This is a genomic window from Pontibacter virosus (assembly GCF_003096355.1).
Classification (GTDB): domain Bacteria; phylum Bacteroidota; class Bacteroidia; order Cytophagales; family Hymenobacteraceae; genus Pontibacter; species Pontibacter virosus.
Window position 1 is genome coordinate 444791 of sequence record NZ_QEKI01000001.1, and the last position, 20627, is coordinate 465417.

Annotated in this window: 20 protein-coding genes; 18 read left to right on the forward strand and 2 right to left on the reverse strand. The window is 50.0% G+C overall.

All coding sequences use genetic code 11. From position 1 onward, the window contains the following. Positions 1 to 14: 14 nt before the first annotated feature. A complete protein-coding gene (locus C8E01_RS01865; RefSeq protein ID WP_116541646.1) occupies positions 15 to 608 on the reverse strand; it encodes a thymidine kinase in 594 nt (197 codons plus the stop codon). A 294-nt stretch (positions 609 to 902) separates the two neighbouring features. Further along, a complete protein-coding gene (locus C8E01_RS01870) occupies positions 903 to 1226 on the reverse strand; it encodes a 2Fe-2S iron-sulfur cluster-binding protein (protein WP_116541647.1) in 324 nt (107 codons plus the stop codon). 35 nt (positions 1227 to 1261) lie between these two features. On the opposite strand from C8E01_RS01870, the gene C8E01_RS01875 reads away from it, so the two are divergent. The 18 genes from C8E01_RS01875 to C8E01_RS01965 all read left to right on the forward strand — a co-directional run bounded on the left by C8E01_RS01875 (position 1262) and on the right by C8E01_RS01965 (position 20540). After that, a complete protein-coding gene (locus tag C8E01_RS01875) occupies positions 1262 to 2398 on the forward strand; it encodes a hypothetical protein (protein WP_116541648.1) in 1137 nt (378 codons plus the stop codon). Positions 2399 to 2703: 305 nt separating this feature from the next. Next, the gene (locus C8E01_RS01880) at positions 2704 to 3090 is read left to right on the forward strand and encodes a hypothetical protein (protein ID WP_116541649.1); all 387 of its coding nucleotides are present in this window, start codon (positions 2704 to 2706) and stop codon (positions 3088 to 3090) included. Positions 3091 to 3461: 371 nt separating this feature from the next. Continuing rightward, on the forward strand, positions 3462 to 3926 hold the full coding sequence (locus C8E01_RS01885) for a hypothetical protein (protein ID WP_116541650.1): 465 nt from the start codon (positions 3462 to 3464) through the stop codon (positions 3924 to 3926). A 111-nt stretch (positions 3927 to 4037) separates the two neighbouring features. Continuing rightward, positions 4038 to 5030: an AAA family ATPase gene (locus C8E01_RS01890; protein ID WP_116541651.1), complete on the forward strand. Its 993-nt coding sequence runs from the start codon at positions 4038 to 4040 to the stop codon at positions 5028 to 5030. Positions 5031 to 5194: 164 nt separating this feature from the next. Further along, positions 5195 to 5383, forward strand: a complete 189-nt coding sequence (locus C8E01_RS01895) for a hypothetical protein (RefSeq protein WP_116541652.1) — start codon at positions 5195 to 5197, stop codon at positions 5381 to 5383. A gap of 449 nt (positions 5384 to 5832) precedes the next feature. After that, positions 5833 to 8556 (forward strand): TonB-dependent receptor, encoded by a 2724-nt coding sequence (locus tag C8E01_RS01900; protein WP_116541653.1) that lies wholly within the window; start codon positions 5833 to 5835, stop codon positions 8554 to 8556. A gap of 69 nt (positions 8557 to 8625) precedes the next feature. Next, the gene (locus C8E01_RS01905; protein WP_116541654.1) at positions 8626 to 9756 is read left to right on the forward strand and encodes a hypothetical protein; all 1131 of its coding nucleotides are present in this window, start codon (positions 8626 to 8628) and stop codon (positions 9754 to 9756) included. 531 nt (positions 9757 to 10287) lie between these two features. Next, positions 10288 to 11571, forward strand: coding sequence for a porin (locus C8E01_RS01910; protein ID WP_116541655.1), 1284 nt, complete (start codon positions 10288 to 10290; stop codon positions 11569 to 11571). Between the two features lie 444 nt (positions 11572 to 12015). Beyond that, complete coding sequence (locus C8E01_RS01920; protein ID WP_116541657.1) at positions 12016 to 13203, forward strand: porin; 1188 nt, start codon at positions 12016 to 12018, stop codon at positions 13201 to 13203. A gap of 95 nt (positions 13204 to 13298) precedes the next feature. After that, entirely contained in the window at positions 13299 to 14279 is a 981-nt protein-coding gene (locus C8E01_RS01925) for a PstS family phosphate ABC transporter substrate-binding protein (protein ID WP_116541658.1), read from the forward strand. Positions 14280 to 14351: 72 nt separating this feature from the next. Then, positions 14352 to 15227, forward strand: coding sequence for a phosphate ABC transporter permease subunit PstC (gene pstC / locus C8E01_RS01930; protein WP_116541659.1), 876 nt, complete (start codon positions 14352 to 14354; stop codon positions 15225 to 15227). Then, positions 15220 to 16077, forward strand: a complete 858-nt coding sequence (gene pstA / locus C8E01_RS01935; protein WP_116541660.1) for a phosphate ABC transporter permease PstA — start codon at positions 15220 to 15222, stop codon at positions 16075 to 16077. The genes pstC and pstA overlap by 8 nt, the downstream gene beginning before the upstream one ends. Positions 16078 to 16087: 10 nt before the next feature. Further along, positions 16088 to 16852 (forward strand): phosphate ABC transporter ATP-binding protein PstB, encoded by a 765-nt coding sequence (gene pstB, locus C8E01_RS01940; protein ID WP_116541661.1) that lies wholly within the window; start codon positions 16088 to 16090, stop codon positions 16850 to 16852. 60 nt (positions 16853 to 16912) lie between these two features. Further along, positions 16913 to 17587 (forward strand): phosphate signaling complex protein PhoU, encoded by a 675-nt coding sequence (gene phoU, locus C8E01_RS01945; protein WP_116541662.1) that lies wholly within the window; start codon positions 16913 to 16915, stop codon positions 17585 to 17587. 671 nt (positions 17588 to 18258) lie between these two features. Further along, positions 18259 to 18900 carry a heme exporter protein CcmB gene (locus C8E01_RS01950; RefSeq protein ID WP_116541867.1) on the forward strand — a complete coding sequence of 214 codons (642 nt, stop codon included), beginning with the start codon at positions 18259 to 18261 and terminating at the stop codon, positions 18898 to 18900. Between the two features lie 180 nt (positions 18901 to 19080). Beyond that, positions 19081 to 19746 (forward strand): cytochrome c biogenesis protein, encoded by a 666-nt coding sequence (locus tag C8E01_RS01955; protein ID WP_116541663.1) that lies wholly within the window; start codon positions 19081 to 19083, stop codon positions 19744 to 19746. After that, a complete protein-coding gene (locus C8E01_RS01960; protein ID WP_116541664.1) occupies positions 19739 to 20008 on the forward strand; it encodes a CcmD family protein in 270 nt (89 codons plus the stop codon). The genes C8E01_RS01955 and C8E01_RS01960 overlap by 8 nt, the downstream gene beginning before the upstream one ends. A gap of 106 nt (positions 20009 to 20114) precedes the next feature. Beyond that, entirely contained in the window at positions 20115 to 20540 is a 426-nt protein-coding gene (locus C8E01_RS01965) for a cytochrome c maturation protein CcmE domain-containing protein (RefSeq protein ID WP_116541665.1), read from the forward strand. The last annotated feature ends 87 nt before the right edge of the window (positions 20541 to 20627 follow it).

Consider the following 20627-nt stretch of genomic DNA (forward strand, 5'->3'; position numbering starts at 1 on the left):
AGCATCAGCTGCTGTTATTTCTTTTGCTTCATGCCTTCCTGAAAGCAGTGGCGACAGCGAGCCTCGTAGGATTCCGTCTCGCCCAACAGCACCTGCTGCTCCGATAATGCGTTGCGATAAGAATAAGTCGCAATATCGCCGCACTGCACACAGATGGCATGCACTTTGGTCACGTACTCAGCCACCGCCATCAAGGCCGGCATCGGCCCAAAGGGCTTGCCCAGGTAGTCCATGTCCAGACCAGCGGCTATGACACGCACACCGCTGTTGGCCAGCTTCACACATACCTCGGCCAGGCCATCGTCAAAGAACTGCGCCTCGTCTATACCTACCACATCGCAGCTGCCGCCCAGCAACAGCATGTCCTGCGCAAAGTCTATCGGGGTAGAGCGTATGGCATTGGCGTTGTGCGACACCACGTCCTCCTCGTGATAGCGCTTGTCGATGGTCGGCTTAAAAATCTCCACTTTCTGCTTGGCAATCTTGGCTCTGTTCAGTCTACGGATCAGTTCTTCTGTCTTTCCCGAAAACATCGATCCGCAGATCACCTCTATCCACCCTCTTCTGATTGCGTGGTTATCGTTACCAACGCGCGGCTCTATAAACATGTACTATTTTGTAGTTACTAAATTGTTAAATTGTTGACGGTTAAATTGTTGTATGCACGATTACTGGTGTATGATTACCTCGCCTCTCCCCTTTGCCGGAGGCCGCTGCCCCAAGTTAAGGACTTCATAAGATCCGAGATGATGTGAAGATCAACCTTACTAATCCTGATTCAGACAATCATATCTGCCTTTGAAGCCGTTTATCATCCCACACGACGTAACAGTGTAACGACGCTACATCCAACCTCTAATTTTAATTTCCTACCTTCCTAAACTCTCAAACTCCCAAACTCTTTAACTACTGTACTTCATGTGCGGGAGCATGGTCTGCCGGGGCACGCGGCCCTGAGCATCTCCGCTCACTAATGTACATTGGCAGGTCAGTCTTTCGTTAGTTTGTAGGCGGCCTCTGCTACGGTAGCGTTCTTCGCTGTCGGTGAGCGGCCCGAAGTGCTCCAGCCCCTCCTGCACCACAATGCGACAGGTGGTGCAGCGCCCTTTGGCTCCGCAGGCGTGCATCCAGTCGATGCCGTCGGCCTGCAGGGCCTGCAGCAGCGTTTGGCCGGGTGCCACCTCTACCTGCCGATCGAACAGGTTTTGCACCGTTAAATTTGGCATATTATTTATTAACTTTACGAAAGAAAGGTATACCAATGGAAGACAAATATAATCAATTAAGGCTTGAACGTTACAGCAAAGAACTGGCAAATGTGCTTTGCGACCGCCATTTTGCTGCACACGACACAATTAACGGACCCCAACTGATTGGCTTTACGCCCATCAAACAGGTCAATTTGTTTGTGATTAAAGAGCTCCTGCTCAGGTGGCACCACGAAATGGCCAACCTACGCAGCCCTTACTTCGACTATGAACATGAAGAGGTAAAGGAGGCGCTGCTCAACTTTATGAATGTACTATCGCGCAAGATCCTGATCAAGCGCGACGCTTTTGAGGCACTGCTTCAGAAAGCGATCCTCGACACTTTTCTGCTTAAACTGGCACCGGTGGCTACTTTTGAAGAGAAGTTCCTGCGCATTCAGGAGGACATCACCCTGCCCAAACTGCAGGAAAACCTCAAATACATCGACCTGGACAAGGCCCTGTTTTCGGGCTTTGTAAATACGCTCTCTCCCTCAAACCGTGACCGCGACTATATTCTGAGCCGGTTTAAGCTATACCTGAACGCCAACCGCGACAGCATTGCGCCGCTAACTGAGGTGCTGGAAGCGTTTAACAGCCTGCTGCCGATTACAGAAGAAGAGATCAGACAACAGCAGATCTCGCCTTTGGCCGCCTACGCTGCATCAATAGCCAAGCCAACGCCAGCTGCCCCAATTGAGGAGAAAGATGTGGTGGCGCCTATCCATAGCGCGCAGCGCGAGGCTTCTGTACCAGTAGCAACTCCTGCTCCGGCACCGGTAGCAACTGCACCCAGAACTGCTGCCATTGCGGACAACAACCTGAACGAGCGCTTCAAGGCGGAGCGACCTACTATGAACGAAAAGTTCAGCAAGCCAGCCTCCGCCTCTATCGGCGATTCGTTAAGCAACCGCAAGATAGAGTCGCTTAAAAACTCCATCTCCATCAACCAGCGCTTCAGCTTCATCAACGAGCTGTTCGATGGCGACAACATGACCTATTACAACACGATTCAGCAACTGGACCAGTTCAGGAGCCCGGATGAGGCCATGCACTTTGTGACCAATGACCTGGCCCGCAAGTATGACTGGAGCAAGAAGCAGGATAGCGTGAACAAACTACTCCGCCTGATCGAGCGCAAATTTGCCTGATCAGACACCATGCGCATCAAAAAGAAGACCTCTCCTCCGGGAGCCGGTCTTTTTTTATGCCTATCGGCTTTAGCCTCAAACCGCTACCCTGCCACATATTTTGCCAAAGCAAAATAATTCAATCCAGGTATACCTCAGGCATTGCAATTACCGATTCGAAACATTATTTATGCATTTTCTTTGGGAGGAAAAGCAGGCGCTAGCCCGGTTTTTGTGCTGCTGCCAGGAAAGAAAACTTGAACTTTATGCAACACCCTGAGAACAACCGTGCGTACTAACAATTCAAAATAACCTTATTATCAGCCATGAGAGACGATTTCGATTACGATGACGACTTAGATTACAGCTTCGATGATGAAGAGGAGGATGATGACTTCGGGATGACCTTCGAAGAGGATTTGTACCTGATGATACGGGAGAAACTCCGCGACACCATTCAAGAATTTAAGGGCGAGCACCCTGGCTTGAAAAAGCTGGAGACGCACGTGAGCAGCTTTAAAGTGAACGCCAAGAACACGGACGACTCAAAGTTTTATCCGTTGGCGGCTAAATTGCTGCTGGAGCATATAAAACCGCTTACACAGGACTCAGAGGAAATTTTGGAAATTTACGAGAACATGCAAACTGATATTGGTCGCTTCAAAAACCAGCGAGCCCATGGCTTTGAGGGAGAGTTTTACCTGACCGCTTAATACATAGCCCAAAAGCACTTATAGAAAAAGCCGCCCTAGTAATTCAGGGTGGCTTTTTCTATATATAAATATAATTTATTTTTAATATTTATACCTACTTCGTTAAACAGGCAAACTTTTTGCAGATTAATTTACAATCCTATAAATCTAATTGCCGTAGGTATAGTACCAATTACTCCGAATTATAATAAAACCGATATGGGACGGATTGGCTTCGTATAAGAATTAATATTTATTTAACTTTGCACCGGACTTACATGCAACCTTTTGGTGCCTCCGGGAATCCTGGATATAGTTAACACCAATTATTAGCTGTGATACACTCGCTACGACTCAATACGAAAATAAACAAACTTAATACTCCATCAGGAATGGCAGTAACACGACTTCTTGGTGGTGAAAGGCACCTTATCCAGACGGTGGATAAAAAACTGACCCTGACGACGCACCGCGTCATCATGCGGCATTACAACTGGCTTTTCAGAAGCTACCAGTCTGTCATGCTCGAAGATATCACCTCCTGGCAGATCAAAGCCACAGGCAAACCCCTATACCTTGCTTTTAGTGTTATCTCGGCCTTCTTCGTTTACTTCAACGATGTATTTGCGCTCCTCAGCGGTTTTTTCCTGATGCTGTACCTGATGACGCGGCAGCACCGCATTCACATCGAAGCGCCCCATACCACGATGGTTCTGCCCATCGAAGATGTGGAGGAGAACAGGCTCAACAGCATGATAGAGCTGGTGCGGCAAGCCAAGCGCGAGCGTATGGAAACGCTGAAGCAACAGGCAGACAATCCCATTGCATTTGAGACAGAACATAAAAAGAGCGCCTAAGGCGCTCTTTTCTTTTGAGCTCTATTTTCACACAGCTGCATAGCTATAGGCAATTAATTGCGCCCCTCCCTTAGAATTGCTATATTTAGGCCCTTTAAATGCCATTGAGCCATGCCAGCAGAAGAATTAGTATATCAGGACCAGGTAAAAGACCACCAGCAAAAGATTAAGCAAGTGTTTCAGGAGGTGGGCAAAGTGGTTGTAGGGCAGACCTACATGGTCAACCGCTTGCTCATTGGTTTGTTTACCGGTGGCCACATTTTGCTGGAAGGCGTACCCGGTCTGGCCAAGACACTTACCATCAACTCGCTTGCCCGTGCCCTGCGACTCGATTTTCAGCGTATCCAGTTCACCCCCGATCTTCTGCCATCCGACCTCATCGGCACCATGATCTACAACCAGAACGCTTCGCAGTTTGAGGTAAAGAAAGGCCCGATCTTCGCCAACCTGATTCTGGCCGACGAAGTGAACCGCTCCCCTGCCAAGGTGCAGTCAGCCTTGCTGGAGGCCATGCAAGAGAAGCAGGTGACTATTGGTGAGACTACCTATAAACTGGACCTGCCCTTCTTGGTACTGGCTACACAAAACCCGGTAGAGCACGAAGGCACCTATCCGCTGCCCGAAGCACAGGTTGACCGTTTCATGATGAAGGTATACATTGACTACCCCAAGAAATCGGATGAGCTGGAGATTATGCGCCGCATGGCCAACATGGCCTTCAACGACAACGTGAACAAGGTACTCTCGAAGGAGGACATCTTCGCCATCCGCAGCGAGATAAACCAGGTGCAGATATCCGAGACGCTGGAGAAGTACATTATTGAGCTGGTGTTCGCGACCCGCCGCCCTGCCGAGTACGACCTCAACGAATTTGCCGACTACATCCAGTTTGGCGTGTCGCCACGTGCCAGCATTGCCCTGAACCGCGCCGCAAAGGCCATCGCCTTTTTTGATGACCGCGACTACGTGCTACCCGAAGACATAAAGGAAGTAGCCCACGATGTGATGAACCACCGCATCATCCTCAATTACGAAGCAGAAGCCGATGGCATCCGCACCAAAGACTTTATCGAAGCCATCCTGCGAAAAGTACCGATTAGCTAAGGATTATACCAACCTATACCTGCAGGTAGAAGGGCTCGCGCCTTGCTGTAGCAGCATCCCCTTTCATAACTACCTCCTATACCTTTCCGTAAGTTTTAGCCCCGACTGTTTTGTGTAAATGCACAGCACAGCCGGGGTTATGTGTTCTATTCAAGGTATAAACTATGCTAAGAGGCTTATTTAAATTCTGGATGCTGAGTAAACTGTTCGGTGGCCGGGGTGGCGCTGGCGGCGGGAGAGGCCGTGGCGGTTGTGGTGGTATCGGCTGCCTGGGCATCATCGTGCTGGCGATACTGGCATACTTCCTGTTTCAGTACCTGGGTGGAGACGCAGGCACAACTACTGACTTTTGAGGAATAGCTTTTTAAAGAAGGTATACCTTCAGCCTCCACAGGTATAGCAACAAAAGAAGGGCCCGCTCTTTCGAGACGGGCCCTGTGCGTAGTGTGGGAGACTAAGCCACACTACTATTGATTGCTGCAATTGATCTCACCCATAATGCGCAATCAGTTTCTTATGAAGGCAGGATTGATGCAGCAAAACTATACCTACAATATTAGCTGTAGATTACTGTAAGGTTACTATATTGTTAAACCCAGTCCCGGCAGCCGCTGAGCAACCTTCAGAACGGCAGCTTTTCCCTCCTGCAATTGACAAAACCAACACAGTCAATCTAATATTACTTGTATATCAACAACTTACAAACTAATATTAGGTTTTATTAATAGAAACTTAACTCCCCATTAATATTGAGGTAATATAGTCCGTCTACTTTTGTCGCATCAATAAGACTACAAATACAATGCGACAGAATCTCACCACAGTTCTATTTATCCTGTTATCCGCTTTCCTTTCGGTGCATGCGCAGACTGGCAGCATACAGGGGGCCATCAAAGACGCTACGAACGGCGAAGAGCTGATTGGCGCTATCATCAAAGTGCAGGGAACGGGGCTGGGCGCTCCTTCGGATGCCTTCGGTAATTTCCGCATCGACAATGTGAAAGAAGGCACCTATACCTTAGAAGTCAACAGCCTATCCTACGCGCCTAAAACAATTGCCGATGTGATCGTGACGGCAGGTAAAACCGCTACGGTTAATGTGGCGATGGAGCAGAACACGTCGCAATTGGCGGAGGTGACCATAACAGCAAAAGGCAACAGGGAAACCGAGCATATTCTGCTATTAGATCAAAAGAAAGCCGTTATTGCGACACAGGCCATTGGCGCACAGGAACTCTCCAGAAAAGGGGTTAGTGATGCCGAAGGCGCAGTTGCAAAAATTTCAGGCATTTCAAAAAGCGACGGTTTAAAGAATGTATTCGTTCGCGGCTTGGGCGACCGCTATAACACGACCACCCTGAACGGCTTTGCCATCCCCTCTGAAGACCCTCAATTCAAGAATATTTCGCTCGATTTTTTCACGAGCGATATGATCAAGTCGGTTGATGTGAACAAGGTATTCTCGGCGTCTATGAATGGCGATGTGGGAGGCGCTTTAATCAATATCAACTCAAAAGAACTTGTTGATGACAATGCCTTTCAAATCGGAATCTCAACCGGTATAAACAGCCAGGTGCCAGGCAGCAACTTCTTGCTTCCAAGTGGCATGAACAAATTTGGTTACGCCACTGCAGCTGGCATACCGGCAAGCCAGAACGGCGAGGAGTATGTAACAAATCACTCCTTTAACAACTCGCTTGACCCGGCACAGAAAAGCCCGCTCCTCAACGGAGGCGTCTCCTTTTCGGGAGGCAGCAGGTTCCTGAACAAACACCGCTTTTCCATAATAGGCTCCATAGATAACAAGTACCATTACCAGGAAGGCGTTGCCCGCTTGATTACAGCAACCAACCCAGAGAACCCTTTCCGCGATTTTGACTACCAGCAATCCATGCGCAGCGCCTCCCACATGCTGGCGGGCAACCTGGAGTTTAACCTCAACAGCAGCCAACTGAATTTCAATTCCCTGTACCTGCACACCGCCACGGCTGCCGCTTACGACTTTTATGGCAAGGAAACAGAAATATTCCAGAAGGCAGAGGATTATAATTCCGAAGGTCATCAAAGGCGCTTGCAGGTCAACGACAACTCGGTTTTCATAAACCAGCTCATCTGGAAAGGAGACCTCTCGGACAAGATAACCTATAACGTAGGGGCTACGGTAAACCACGTGATCGGCCAGGAGCCTGACCGCAGAATCTTCATGCTGCCATCTATCGGAAACGGCATGGTGGAACTGGGTATGGGGGAAGGGAGAAACCAACGCTTCAACAGCAAATTAAAAGAAACTGCTTTCATCCCTAAAGTTAACCTGCAATACGCGCTTTCGGCAGACCCGGAAAAACTGTCTTACATTGAAGTAGGCTATAATGGCAAGGTAAGTTCCAAAAACTTCTCAGCCCCTATTTACAACCTTATCTGGTCTGGCGGGCAAGGTACGCTCCCCACTTTCAGATTAGATGATATCCACCTCGACCCATACTTTAACCAGGAGAGTCTGGCTAACGGCAATTTCCGGGTTGAACACTTCAATGACACCTACGATGTTAGATGGAATAACCATGGCGCCTATGTTGACATGGTACACAAGGTTGGAAACAAGCTTACTTTAAATACAGGGGTAAGGGCAGATGATGTTAACATGAGGATTAACTATAATGTTAACCGCGGTGCTGACCAAGGGTCTAATACGATAGACGAACTCTTTCTATCGCCCAGTTTTAACGCTAAATACGAGCTCGACGATAAAAACCATTTAAGAACAGGCATCAGCCGCACCTATACCCTGCCTCAGGACAGAGAAGTATCACCCTTCATTTACCAGGGAATTTTCGGCCCGGAGAATGGTAACCCGAATCTGAATCCTTCCACCAATTACAACTTCGACCTGAAGTGGGACTTTTATACGTCAGTGGGTGAGCAGGTTTCGGTGAATGCCTTTTACAAACATATACTCAACCCAATCGCGCGGGTAGACCAGGGCAACTCAGCAGGTCTGAGAACCTATGACAACGTTTCGGACCATGCAGTGGCAGCCGGTCTTGAGATAGAAGTAAGAAAATCGCTGATGAACCTTGCCGAGAAACATCGTCTGAATGCCGGCCTGAATGCGTCCTACATCCACACGAACGTAAATCTCCCAAGCTTTTTTACTGAAACCTCCTCTACCCTGGAAGGCGCCGCACCCTACATACTGAATGCGGACCTGACTTATAATCTGGTAACTGACAGAAATGTGGACGTAACCTCTGCGCTGGTGCTAAACTACCTGAGCGACAAAGTGCACACTCTGGGTACACGTGGCTTCAACAACCTGATCGAGAAGAGCATCACAACCTTAGACTTTGTTACCTCAGTGGGCCTTAACGAGCACCTTAAACTCAATCTGAAAGCCAAAAACCTCTTAAACCCTGCCTATAAGCTCACAAGAGAAGGTGCCGGCTCCGATACGAATGCGCAGAGCGTTACAATCGGCAGCTATAAGAGAGGCGTTCAGTTTGATTTCGGAGTGGCCTATCAGTTTTAACAATTCGATAACGCTCCGGTCACATTCAGTTGATCTTCCAATTTTAAATTTGTATAAACAATCAGAAAAATGAAAAAGACATTCCTTTACCTGTTATTCATTCCGCTGGGACTGTTCTCATGCAAAGACGACGACACTACAAACCCGGAACCAGGACCTGCGGCCACAAAAGAGCTAAGCGGTGATATTTCTAGCGATGTAACGCTTGACCCAAGCACAGAATACAAACTGACAGGGTCGCTGCTTGTAGTTAATGGAGGTAAACTCAGAATACCTGCGGGCACAGTTATCAAAGCTGACAAGGGTTTCAATAAGTACATCCTTGTGGAGCAGGGTGGCCAGATCTTTGTGAATGGCACGGCCGAAAAACCGGTAAAAATAACATCTGCAGCGGCCGATCCGAAGCAAGGCGACTGGGGTGGTTTGATCATCAACGGCAAAGCAAAACTTTCCGGCCCGGCTGGCAAAGTTACCACCAGCACCACAGAAGTTAACCCGGCTGTTATCTACGGCGGCGAGAATAATACCGACAACTCGGGCGTAATAGAGTATCTTATCCTAGAGTATACCGGAGCGAAATCCTCTGCTGATATCGAGCACAATGGCCTAACGCTAAATGGCGTGGGAAGCGGCACCAAGATCGAGAATGTTTACATCCCATATGCTGCTGACGACGCTATCGAGTTTTTCGGCGGTTCCGTAAATGTAAAGAACCTGTTAGTGGTGGATTCTGACGACGACATGTTCGACGTAACGCAGGGCTGGACGGGCACACTGGATAACGCCTACGGTGTTTGGAAGGCCGGCTACACCAGTGCAGAGTCTGACCCAAGAGGCGCTGAACTGGATGGCAACCTGGACGGCAACACCCCTGGCGACGTGAACCAGTCTGATTTCATCTTCAAGAACATCACGATCGTGAACGAGTCTACTTTCGAGATGCAGGATGCCGTAAAAGTGCGCAGAGGCGCTAAGGTTACTATTTCTAACCTCCTTGTTAAAGGCACTACCGCCACCGATCTGATCGACTTGACTGACGGCAAGGGCAATGGACATGCAGGAACTGTAATCGAATACAAAAACGATGGCATGGTAGTGAAGCAGGAAGTTAAAAACCCTGACAATGCTGACATCAAATCTAACAGCGCTATTACAGGGGCTAATACTTCTGCATTCGGCTGGACTGGCTACAAATTTTAGGTAAGATTTTAAATATAAAACGGGCTGTCACAGATTTACTTTGTGACAGCCCGATTTGTTTTTGGACTCTTTCCGCTGCTGCCTTCAGTGCCAAAGACAAAACAGCGGGCAAGGCGAGACGGAATGCTACTAATGAGCAATGTTTCCGATGAGTATTTGATTATAAGTGTTGCATTAAGAGTCAGAGGTCTCCTCTGACTCTTGGTGTTTACAAGCAGTTCGGCTACAGGTATAGCATACATAAATAGTAATCAGCATATAGTGACTAATACAGAAGAGCATTTAGCCGACTACCCGCTTATACCTATACCTGCCTCTCGCTCCAAACCTGACCGTGCTTTGGTAACATAAACTTAACACTGGCATAACAGACGAGTAACATTACCATCCGACCTTTGTGCCGTTGAAAATGAAAGCCACGCTAATTCAATTGATTAGCGCATTTCAGATTCGACACTGCCCCCCTGTAGCGAGTAGACTCCGCTGAAGGAATGGACTGGGGCAGCAAGTAAAACCATACTCACCCAAACAATGAAGGTAACAACCGCAACGCGTACTCTCCTAGCGGCAGGTATAGCTGCAGGCTTTTTGTTTTCAAAAGACGTAAAGGCCCAATCAACAGATTCTATTCAGACAACCTCTGTTGTGCTACAGCCAGCCCCTGCCACGGCAAAGGAAACCCCTAAAAAGAAGGCGTGGTACGACAGAATCTCGCTACGGGGTTACGCACAGGTACGCTACAACCGCCTCCTTGAAACCAACCCCAACCTCAAGTGCGACCAGTGCGACAAGTCCCTTGGCGAAGGTGGCGGAGTGTTCCTGCGTCGTGGCCGTCTTATTTTCAGCGGGGACGTGAGTGACCGCCTTTCTATCTACATCCAACCTGACTTCGCCTCTTCGGCCTCATCCAATGCCCTGCATTTCTTCCAGCTTCGCGACGCCTACTTCGACGTGTCGCTCGACAAAGCCAAGGTGTACCGCTTCCGGGTGGGCCAAAGCAAAATTCCTTACGGCTTCGAGAACCTGCAGTCGAGCAGCAACCGTCTGGCCCTGGACCGTAACGACGGTCTGAACAGTGCTATCACCAATGAGCGTGATTTGGGTATCTTCTTCTATTGGACGCCAGAGGCTATACAGGAGCGTTTCAAAATGCTGACTGACGCAGGTCTGAAAGGCACGGGCAATTACGGTGTGTTTGGCATTGGTATCTATAATGGTCAGACCGCGAACCGCCCCGAAGCCAACAACACGCAGCACGTGGTAACCCGCCTCTCATATCCAATACTGGTAGGCAGCAAGCAAATCATAGAGCCAGGTATACAGGCCTACAAAGGCAAGTATGTCATCACGCCAGACCAACTTTCGTCGGGTGTAGGTATAGCTGAAAAATATTTGAAAGACGGATTTGATGACGAGCGTATAGCCGCCTCATTTGTGGTATACCCGCAGCCTTTCGGTTTTCAGGCGGAGTACAATATTGGTCGCGGCCCTGAGTTTAATACAGAAACTAACGCGATTGAAGTACAGAATCTGCACGGCGGTTACGCGCAGGCCATGTACCGCAAGGAAGTTGGATCGCAAGTGCTTATACCTTTCGTTAAAGTGCAACACTACGAAGGTGGCAAGAAGCACGAGCGCGACGCCCCAGGCTATAGCGTGTATGAGACAGAGATTGGCGTGGAGTGGCTGGTGCACAAGAGTGTGGAACTGACGGCCGACTACAGCATCGGTGACCGCACCATCCGCAACGCCCAGAACTTCGACAACCGCCAGCACGGCAGCCGCCTCAGACTACAGGCACAGTTTAATTTTTAAGTAGAAGTCTATAATTTGATTAGCTGTATCTGGTGCAGCCGCTGGTTCTTTGGAGCCAGCGGCTGTTTTTTTGTTAATACACGTGAATCTCAAACTGGCTTCATGTATAAACACCTGTAGCCGATTCGCTGAAACTGTAGGCATAAAAAGAAGCAGCATATCCTTCATGCTTTGCCTTAAATCTCTTCGCCTAAAGCCTATCCCAGTGCTTCTCCTTCCTCTCCTATACCCAAAGCTTAACATAACCGTAATATGGCCATAACCTTCAGGTAACACTGGGGTGGTTATTTTGTACCGTGATTCAGAAACAACACCGATGGCCTGACTAACCATTTGTAAAACTCTGAAACACGCATAAAAAGGCGCAGCCAAGACTACTGCGACTTAAGTCAAAACATAATAGCATGGCATTAGCTTAATTCTCACCCTAAACTAATACAGCGCGTGAACCATAACCTTAAAGGAGTCCTTTTAGCACTCTTGTTCAGCCTCTTCTATACCTCCAGCACACAAGCCCAGACCGTTAACGACACCAAGTTCGGCAAAGGCCTCCAATTTGTGGCCGCCGACTCCTCATTCAGCCTCAAATTCGGCACCCGCTTTCAGTTGCTATACCAGGGTGGCAACACGCCCACAACCGGCAACTGGGACGACCGCTTCCTGATTCGAAGAGCCCGCCTGAAGTTCGATGGCTTTGCCTTCTCTCCAAGATTAGAATACAAGATAGAGCTCGGCCTGAGCAACAGCGACATCGGCAGCGACGTGCCCGACCTGACCAACAACGCCGACAACATCATACTCGACGCGGTGGCCAAATGGCACCTCACCCCGAACCTGCAACTGTGGGTGGGCCAGACCAAACTGCCGGGTAACCGTGAGCGTGTGGTCTCTTCGCAGAAACTCCAGTTCGTGGACCGCAGCTTGCTCAACTCCCGCTTCAACCTCGACCGCGATGCTGGCCTGCAACTGCACCACGAGCACCAACTTGGGCAGGTTGTGTTCAGAGAGATCGGCTCCATCTCGATGGGCGAAGGCCGCGACATTACCGTGAACAACACGGGCGGCTACGACTATACGGGGAGGTTTGAAATACTGCCTTTCGGGGCGTTCGAAGGCAGTGGGGACTATGTGGGCAGCGATATCGAGCGCGAACAAACACCGAAGCTTTCGCTGGCTACTTCTTTCGACTACAATAGCAACGCCGCCCGGGAGCAGGCGCAGCTCGGTGACTTCCTGAGCGACACACGCGACCTGCGCACCTGGTTCGTGGATGCCATGTTCAAGTACCGCGGCTTTTCGGCCATGGGCGAGTACGCCGACCGAAAGGCCCCCGATGGCCCGGTAGTGCTGCGTGACGAACTGGGCGGCGTGGCGGAAACCTTCGTGACGGGTACGGCCCTAAACCTGCAGGCAGGCTACCTGTTGCCGAGTAACTGGGAAGTAGCCGGCCGCTTTACCGACTTCAACCCGACAGCCGAGACAGGCATGCGCCAACAAGACCAGTACACCGTAGGCGTATCAAAATACATTGTAGGGCATTCGCTGAAGGTGCAGAGCGATGTGACGCTGATACAGGAAGCGGGCCGCGAAGACCGTACCCAGTTCAGACTGCAGATGGAATTGGCCTTATAACAAAACCAACTGATTACCAAACAAGTACACCCGCTTAGTAATTCAACACAAACAGACCAAACCTACTCAACTTATACATCCTAAAATCGAATTGTATGCTACAACTTAGCTTTTCCCGATTTAAACTTAGTGCAGCCATCGTATTGGGTGCTTCGCTTGCTTTCACATCGTGCGGCGGCAATTCCCAGGAAGGCGGCAGCGACATGTCGGGTTCTATCGCGATTGACGGCTCCTCTACGGTATACCCTGTGACGGAAGCCGTGGCTGAAGAGTATCGTGCCGAGGCCCCGGACGTGAAAGTCACCGTAGGCGTGTCCGGTACAGGCGGCGGTATGAAGAAATTTACACGCGGCGAAATAGACATCGTAAATGCCTCCCGCTCCATGAATGCTTCGGAAGCACAGACGGCGAGCGAAAACGGCATTTCGTATGTGCAGCTTTCGGTGGCATACGACGGCCTGACAGTAGTGGTGCACCCTTCCAACGACTGGGTGAAAGACATCACCGTAGCCGAGCTGAAGAAGATGTGGGAGCCTGAAGCGCAGGGCACCATCACACACTGGAACCAGATTCGCCCCGAGTGGCCTGACCAGGAGATTCACCTCTATGGCGCAGGCGTGGAGTCAGGCACGTACGATTACTTCACCGAAGCCATTGTAGGCAAAAGCCACTCAAGCCGCGGTGATTTTACTGCCAGCGAGGACGACAACGTGCTGGTACAGGGCGTGTCTACTGACCCGCTGGCACTGGGCTTTTTCGGATACGCTTACTACGAAGAGAACAAGAACAAGCTGAAGGCTATACCTGTAGACAACGGTACAGGCCCTGTCCTGCCGTCGCTGGAGACAGTGAAAGACGGTTCTTACGCCCCGCTTTCGCGCGCGCTGTTTCTGTACATCAGCTCAAAGGCCGTGGCCAAACCAGAAGTTGTGGACTTCATCAACTTCTACCTAGACAACGCAGGTGATTTAAGTGAAGAGGTAGGCTATATCCGCATGCCAGATAACATCTATAACGAGCAAAAGCAGAAGTTCGAGCAGTTTGCCACTGGCGCCGCCACGGCCAATCAACAATAATATCCTGAAATAACCAGCGCAGGTATAGCCCACGGAAACAAAGGCTATACCTGCGCTTCAATCAAAAGCACCTTGAGAGTACAGGAGAAAATCATAGAGGGCTTGCTGTGGCTGTCGGCCGCCATCACGATACTGATCACGGTCAGCATCATCTGGGTGTTGCTGTCGGAGTCCATCAAGTTTTTCAGCGAAGTGTCCATTGTGCGTTTCCTAACGGAGAAGGAATGGACGCCCCTTTTTGCTGAGAAGAAGTTCGGCATTATGCCGCTTGTTGCGGGCACCTTCCTCACCACAGCTATTGCCATTGCTGTGGCGCTGCCCATCGGGCTCACCATCGCCATTTACCTGAACGAGTACGCCCACGCCCGTTTCAAAACCTTTATCAAACCTTTGCTGGAAGTGCTGGCCACCATACCTACGGTAGTCTACGGCTTCTTCGCCCTGACCGTGGTAACACCTTTCCTGCAGTCGTTTATACCTGGGCTGGCGGGTTTCAACGCGCTGTCGGCAGGTATTGTGATGGGCATCATGATAATCCCGATGATCTCCTCGCTGAGTGAAGACGCCATCAGCGCCGTGCCCCGCTCCTTGCGCGAAGCCGCCTACGGCATGGGCTCTACCCGTCTGCAGACCGCGTTCGGGGTTATGGTGCCCGCCTCCTCGTCAGGTATACTGGTGTCGATCATTCTGGCAATTTCGAGAGCGGTGGGTGAGACCATGATTGTGGCCATTGCGGCAGGTCAGCAACCGCGCCTCACGCTCAACCCGCTGGTGCCGATCGAAACGATTACCACTTACATTGTGCAGGTAAGTATGGGCGATGTGCCGCACGGCTCCCTGGAATACCGCACCATTTTCGCGGCAGGTATGACGCTGTTCGTGTTCACGTTTTTGCTGAACAACCTCAGCTTCTGGATTAAAAAGAAATATCAGGAAAAGTATGACTAACTCCGAGAAAAACCGCCTCAAAGACAAGGCCTTTCAGGTGTTCGGCATTTTCTGTACCTTCATCGGACTGGTGGTACTGGCCATCTTCCTGATCGATATCATAATAGAAGGAGTAGGTCGCATCGACTGGGACTTCCTGACCAGCCTGCCCTCGCGCCGTGCCGGCCGCGCAGGTATACTGACCGCATGGGCAGGCACTATCTGGATTCTGGTGCTGTCCGCTCTGATTGCCTTCCCGCTAGGTATAGCCGCCGGCATTTACTTGGAAGAGTACGCGAAAAAGACGAAGCTCTCGAATTTTTTGGAGATTAACATTGCCAACCTGGCCGGTGTACCGTCCATTATCTACGGTTTGCTGGGTCTGGAGCTTTTTGTGCGTATGATGAATCTGGGCGGCATTTTGCTGGCGGGTGCACTTACACTCTCACTCCTTATTCTGCCTATTGTGATAGTAACGACCCGCGAAGCCATCAAGGCCGTGCCACGTACCATCCGCGACGGTTCTTTTGCGCTGGGCGCCTCTAAATGGCAAACAGTGTGGAACCAGGTGCTGCCCGCCTCGATTGGTGGTATCCTGACGGGCGTGATCCTGGCACTTTCACGGGCAGTGGGCGAAGCGGCTCCGCTGATCGTGATCGGGGCGCTGGCCTACGTGCCTTTCGTGCCAAGCTCACCAATGGACGAGTTCACCGTGCTGCCAATCCAGATTTTCAACTGGACCTCGCGTCCGCAAGCGGCCTTTTTGACCAATGCGGCAGCGGCTATTATTATCCTGTTACTGATTACCTTCTTGCTCAACGGCATTGCGGTATACCTGCGCCACCGTCAGCAAAAGAAAATAAAATGGTAAGTTTTCACCCATGACCAAAAAACAAAGTAAGTTAGAAGCGATTAACCTAGACGCCTATTACGGCGACTTCCAGGCGCTCAAGAATATCAACATCGCCATGGAGGAGAAAGCTGTGACCGCCTTTATCGGTCCGTCGGGCTGCGGCAAGTCCACGTTTCTGCGCACCTTCAACCGCATGAACGACTACATCGACGGCTTCCGCACCGAAGGGCAGATTCTGCTGGACGGCCGCGATATCTATGCAGATGATGTCCGGGTGGATGAACTGCGGAAGGAAGTGGGCATGGTGTTCCAGAAGCCCAATCCCTTCCCGAAAACCATTTACGAAAACGTGGTCTACGGCCTCAAAATACAGGGTATAAAGGACAAGAAGCTCCTGCAGGAAACCTGTGAGAAATCGCTTCAGCAAGCTGCCCTCTGGAACGAGGTGAAAGACAAGCTCGATAAGTCGGCCCTGGCGCTTTCGGGTGGTCAGCAACAGCGCCTGTGCATTGCCCGCGCCCTAGCCATACAGCCTTCGGTTATTCTGATGGACGAGCCCGCCTCGGCCCTCGACCCGATTTCCACGGCCAAAATAGAAGACCTGATTCACGAGCTGAAAAAGGACTATACCATCGTGATTGTGACGCACAACATGCAACAGGCAGGCCGAGTGAGTGACCATACCGCCTTCTTTTACATGGGCGAGCTAGTGGAGCATGCCAAAACCAAAACCATGTTTACGAGTCCGAAAGACACCCGCACCCAAAACTACATCACGGGCCGCTTTGGTTGACAGGCACTCACCACTGATTCACGTATAGGAATTTAATCTCACTCAAAAAATGACACACGAATGCAACACATAGATGAAGAACTTAACCGCTTGCGGGAAAAGCTGCTGGAGATGTGGGACCTGGTAGACCACCAGCTCGCCAGCGGGCGCGAAGCCGTGATGAACGCCGACCAAGAATTAGCGGAGCGCATCATTAAGCTCGAACGCAAGGTTAATAACTACGACATCAAAATCGACCGGATGTGCGAAAACTTTTTCGCACTGTATACTCCTGTGGCGGTGGACCTGCGTACTGTGCTGGCCGTGCTGAAGATAAACTCCAACCTGGAGCGTATCGGCGACACTGCTGAGAGTATGGCCCATTTCGTCAGTAAGCTCGAGCGCCCCTTCGACCCCGAACTGGTAGAACTCACAAGTATGATGGTGATGTATGACCAGGCGATCGCCATGTTCCGCGAATGCCGTGCAGCGCTCGTACAAGACGACACCAAACTCGCCAAGCAAGTCATCAAACTCGACAAGGCCCTCAACAAAATATACCGCAAGTCCGACCAGGTCATTACCAAATACCTGCAAGCCAACCCTGACCGCATACAAGAAAGCCTTGCCTTATTTTCTATCATTAAAAAGCTGGAAAGAGTAGGCGATCAGGTATCCAACATGGCCGAAGAAATCATCTTCTACCGTGAGGCGAAAATAGTGAAGCACAAGGGCAAGAAGAAAAAGAAGGATTAGGTTGAATTGTTAAATTGTTGAACGGTTAAATTGTTGGATTCGCAGGGAGAAAACGCAACAAGTAAAGACATTTTGCTGGCGCAGGTTTTCGAACTTGCGCCTTTTTATTGACTTCGTGTTTGTGATGGATGGGCGCAGCTACTCCTACCATGTCGAACTTGATCGCAGAGGCCTGGCTATATCTAGCGCCCTCGCTCGCGTCCCGTGAGTGTGAGCTATCTGACGGACTGTGGCCGCTTGTGTTTGTGCTCTGACGCCGTACCGAATGCTATTTCGGATTTCTCAATCCGAAATCTACCTGCTGCAGATTTGAAATCCGCATTTTACGTGGAACGGGGATTAGGGAATCCCCGACAGTGGGGGTTGGGGCCATTGATAAAACTTCCGGATTCGGAAATCCGGAAGAGCGATATATAAGTGGCGAGACGCCACTGTAAATCTCACACTCGCGGGACGCGGGCGAGGGCATTACTTTAATGTACATCTGCTATACCTCGCCATAACTAAGCTTGCCTCCTACGGCATTTAGCAGTTTAAAACTTCGAGCTCTATACCCTGCCGCTGGAATTATACCCTCGCCAAGGCATATACCGCCCTTTAGCAATTATACAATTTGTGTCGTACCTTTGCGCAAAATTAAGAAGGTGCTGTTTAAAGAAGTCATATACTTAATGCAGAAGGATTTCCTGCTGGAGTGGCGGCAGAAGTATGCTTTCAACGGCATGCTCCTCTACGTCAGTAGCACGGTGTTCGTCTGCTACCTCAGCTTCGGGCTCCGCTCGAACGCCCTGCAAGTGCCAGTCTGGAACGCCCTGTTCTGGATAATCCTACTCTTCACGTCGGTCAACGCCATTGCCAAGAGCTTTATGCAGGAGAACCGCGGCCGGCTGCTCTATTTCTACTCCATCGTGAGTCCGCAGGGGATTATACTAGCTAAGATCTTGTACAACGCCTGCCTGATGCTGGTGCTGGCACTAATCTGCTTTGTGTTTTACGCCTTTGTGCTGGGCAATCCGGTGGAAGATATTCCGATGTTTTTGCTCAGCATTCTGCTTGGGGCCATCGGTTTTGCAACTTCCCTAACCATGATTTCAGGTATAGCTTCCAAAGCCGCCAATAGTAGTACGCTCATGGCTGTGCTTAGCTTTCCAGTGATAGTGCCCATGCTGCTCATGCTGATTAAAATGTCCAAAAACGCCATGGACGGTCTGGAGCGGGCTGCCAGTCTCGACGAACTACTTACTTTGCTTGCCATAAACATGATCGTTGTCACTGTTTCTTATATTTTGTTCCCGTACCTTTGGCGTTCGTAAGGTATGGCTCCGCAAGTAAGGTATAGCCGACACATTACAAGGTATAAGTAGCTGACTTATCTAAAATTACACACAGTTTCAGTACAGATTTGCGACAATTTGATCTGCGGAACTGTTAGAAATAAAAGAAGAATGGGAAACGGCTGAGACTGGCCCCATCAAAATAAGAGAAGAAGGAACATGAAGAAGAACTGGTGGAAAATACTGACTGTGCTGCTGCTGGTGTTTACCGTGGCGGTGGGTATGCTGTCGGATGTTCCCCGACTGGCCATCCTCAACGAGACGATCCGCAACCTGTACTTTCACGTTCCCATGTGGTTTGGCATGATCCTGATACTGCTGGTATCAGTGGTATACTCTATCAAATACCTCCGCAAGCCAAGCATCAAAAACGACATTATCGCGCACGAAGCCGCCAAGGTGGGAATTCTTTTTGGCGTGTTAGGCATCGTGACAGGTATGGAGTGGGCTAAATTTACGTGGGGTGAGTACTGGAGCAACGACCCGAAGCAGAATGGCGCGGCCATCGGCCTGCTGATTTACTTCGCCTACCTCGTGCTGCGCAGTTCTTTTGCCGAGCAGCAGCAACGTGCCCGTATCAGTGCCGTGTACAATATCTTCGCTTTTGCGGCCCTTATCCCATTGCTGTTCATCCTGCCCCGCCTCACGGATTCGCTTCACCCGGGCAACGGCGGCAACCCCGGCTTTAACGCTTACGACCTCGACAGTAGCCTGCGACTGGTTTTTTACCCGGCTGTACTGGGCTGGACGCTGCTGGGTGTCTGGATTATAAACGTGAAATCAAGATTGGAATTACTGAGACAACGCATATATGAAAATGTTTAGAATACTGGCCATTTGCTGCTTGATGCTGGGCATGCTGCTTGCCTTTGAGCCAGCCATGGCCCAGGACCAGATGGTAGAGTTTTCGTCGGCTCCGCAGCAAAATATAGAAATGGCAGACGCCCTGCGGCAGGACGGCAAAATTTATGTGGTAGTAGTCGTACTGCTGACCGTGCTGATAGGAGTGTTGTTTTACTTGATTGCCCTCGACCGCAAGGTGGGCCGACTGGAAAAACAGCTGAAAGACGAGTACGTGAACCGCTAACGCTTTTTTGTCAAAAAATGACAAATATCCCTATCTGCGATGGATTTAAAACTTTCTATCGTGTGTTAGGCTATCAGAAAAAGGAGAATCTATACCTCAGATAAAGATGAAAAAATCGCACATCATCGGCATTATCGTTATCGCCATGGCCATCGGCATCATCATGACCACGGCTGGCGACGCTAGTACTTACGTTTCATTTGGCGATGCCATTGAGCTGGCCAAAGACGGTAACTCCACAAAAGTACATGTGGTAGGCCGCCTCAAGAAGGATAACCAGGGCCACATTGTGGGCATGCAGTATGAACCCATGAAGGACCCGAACTACTTCGCTTTTACGCTGGTGGACACCAACCGCTTCGAACAGCGCGTAGTCTACTTCAATCCTAAACCACAGGACTTTGAGCGCTCAGAGCAGGTTGTAATTACTGGCAATATGCAGAATGATGTGTTCGTGGCTGACAAGATACTCCTCAAGTGCCCGTCTAAGTACACGGAGAACGAAATGCAAACCAACACCGCAGGTATATAAATTTAGTTAAAAGTTAAAAGTGAAGAGTTAAAAGCCTTTTTATACTTCTTCAACTCTTAACCCATAACTCTCAACTCTTAACTATAT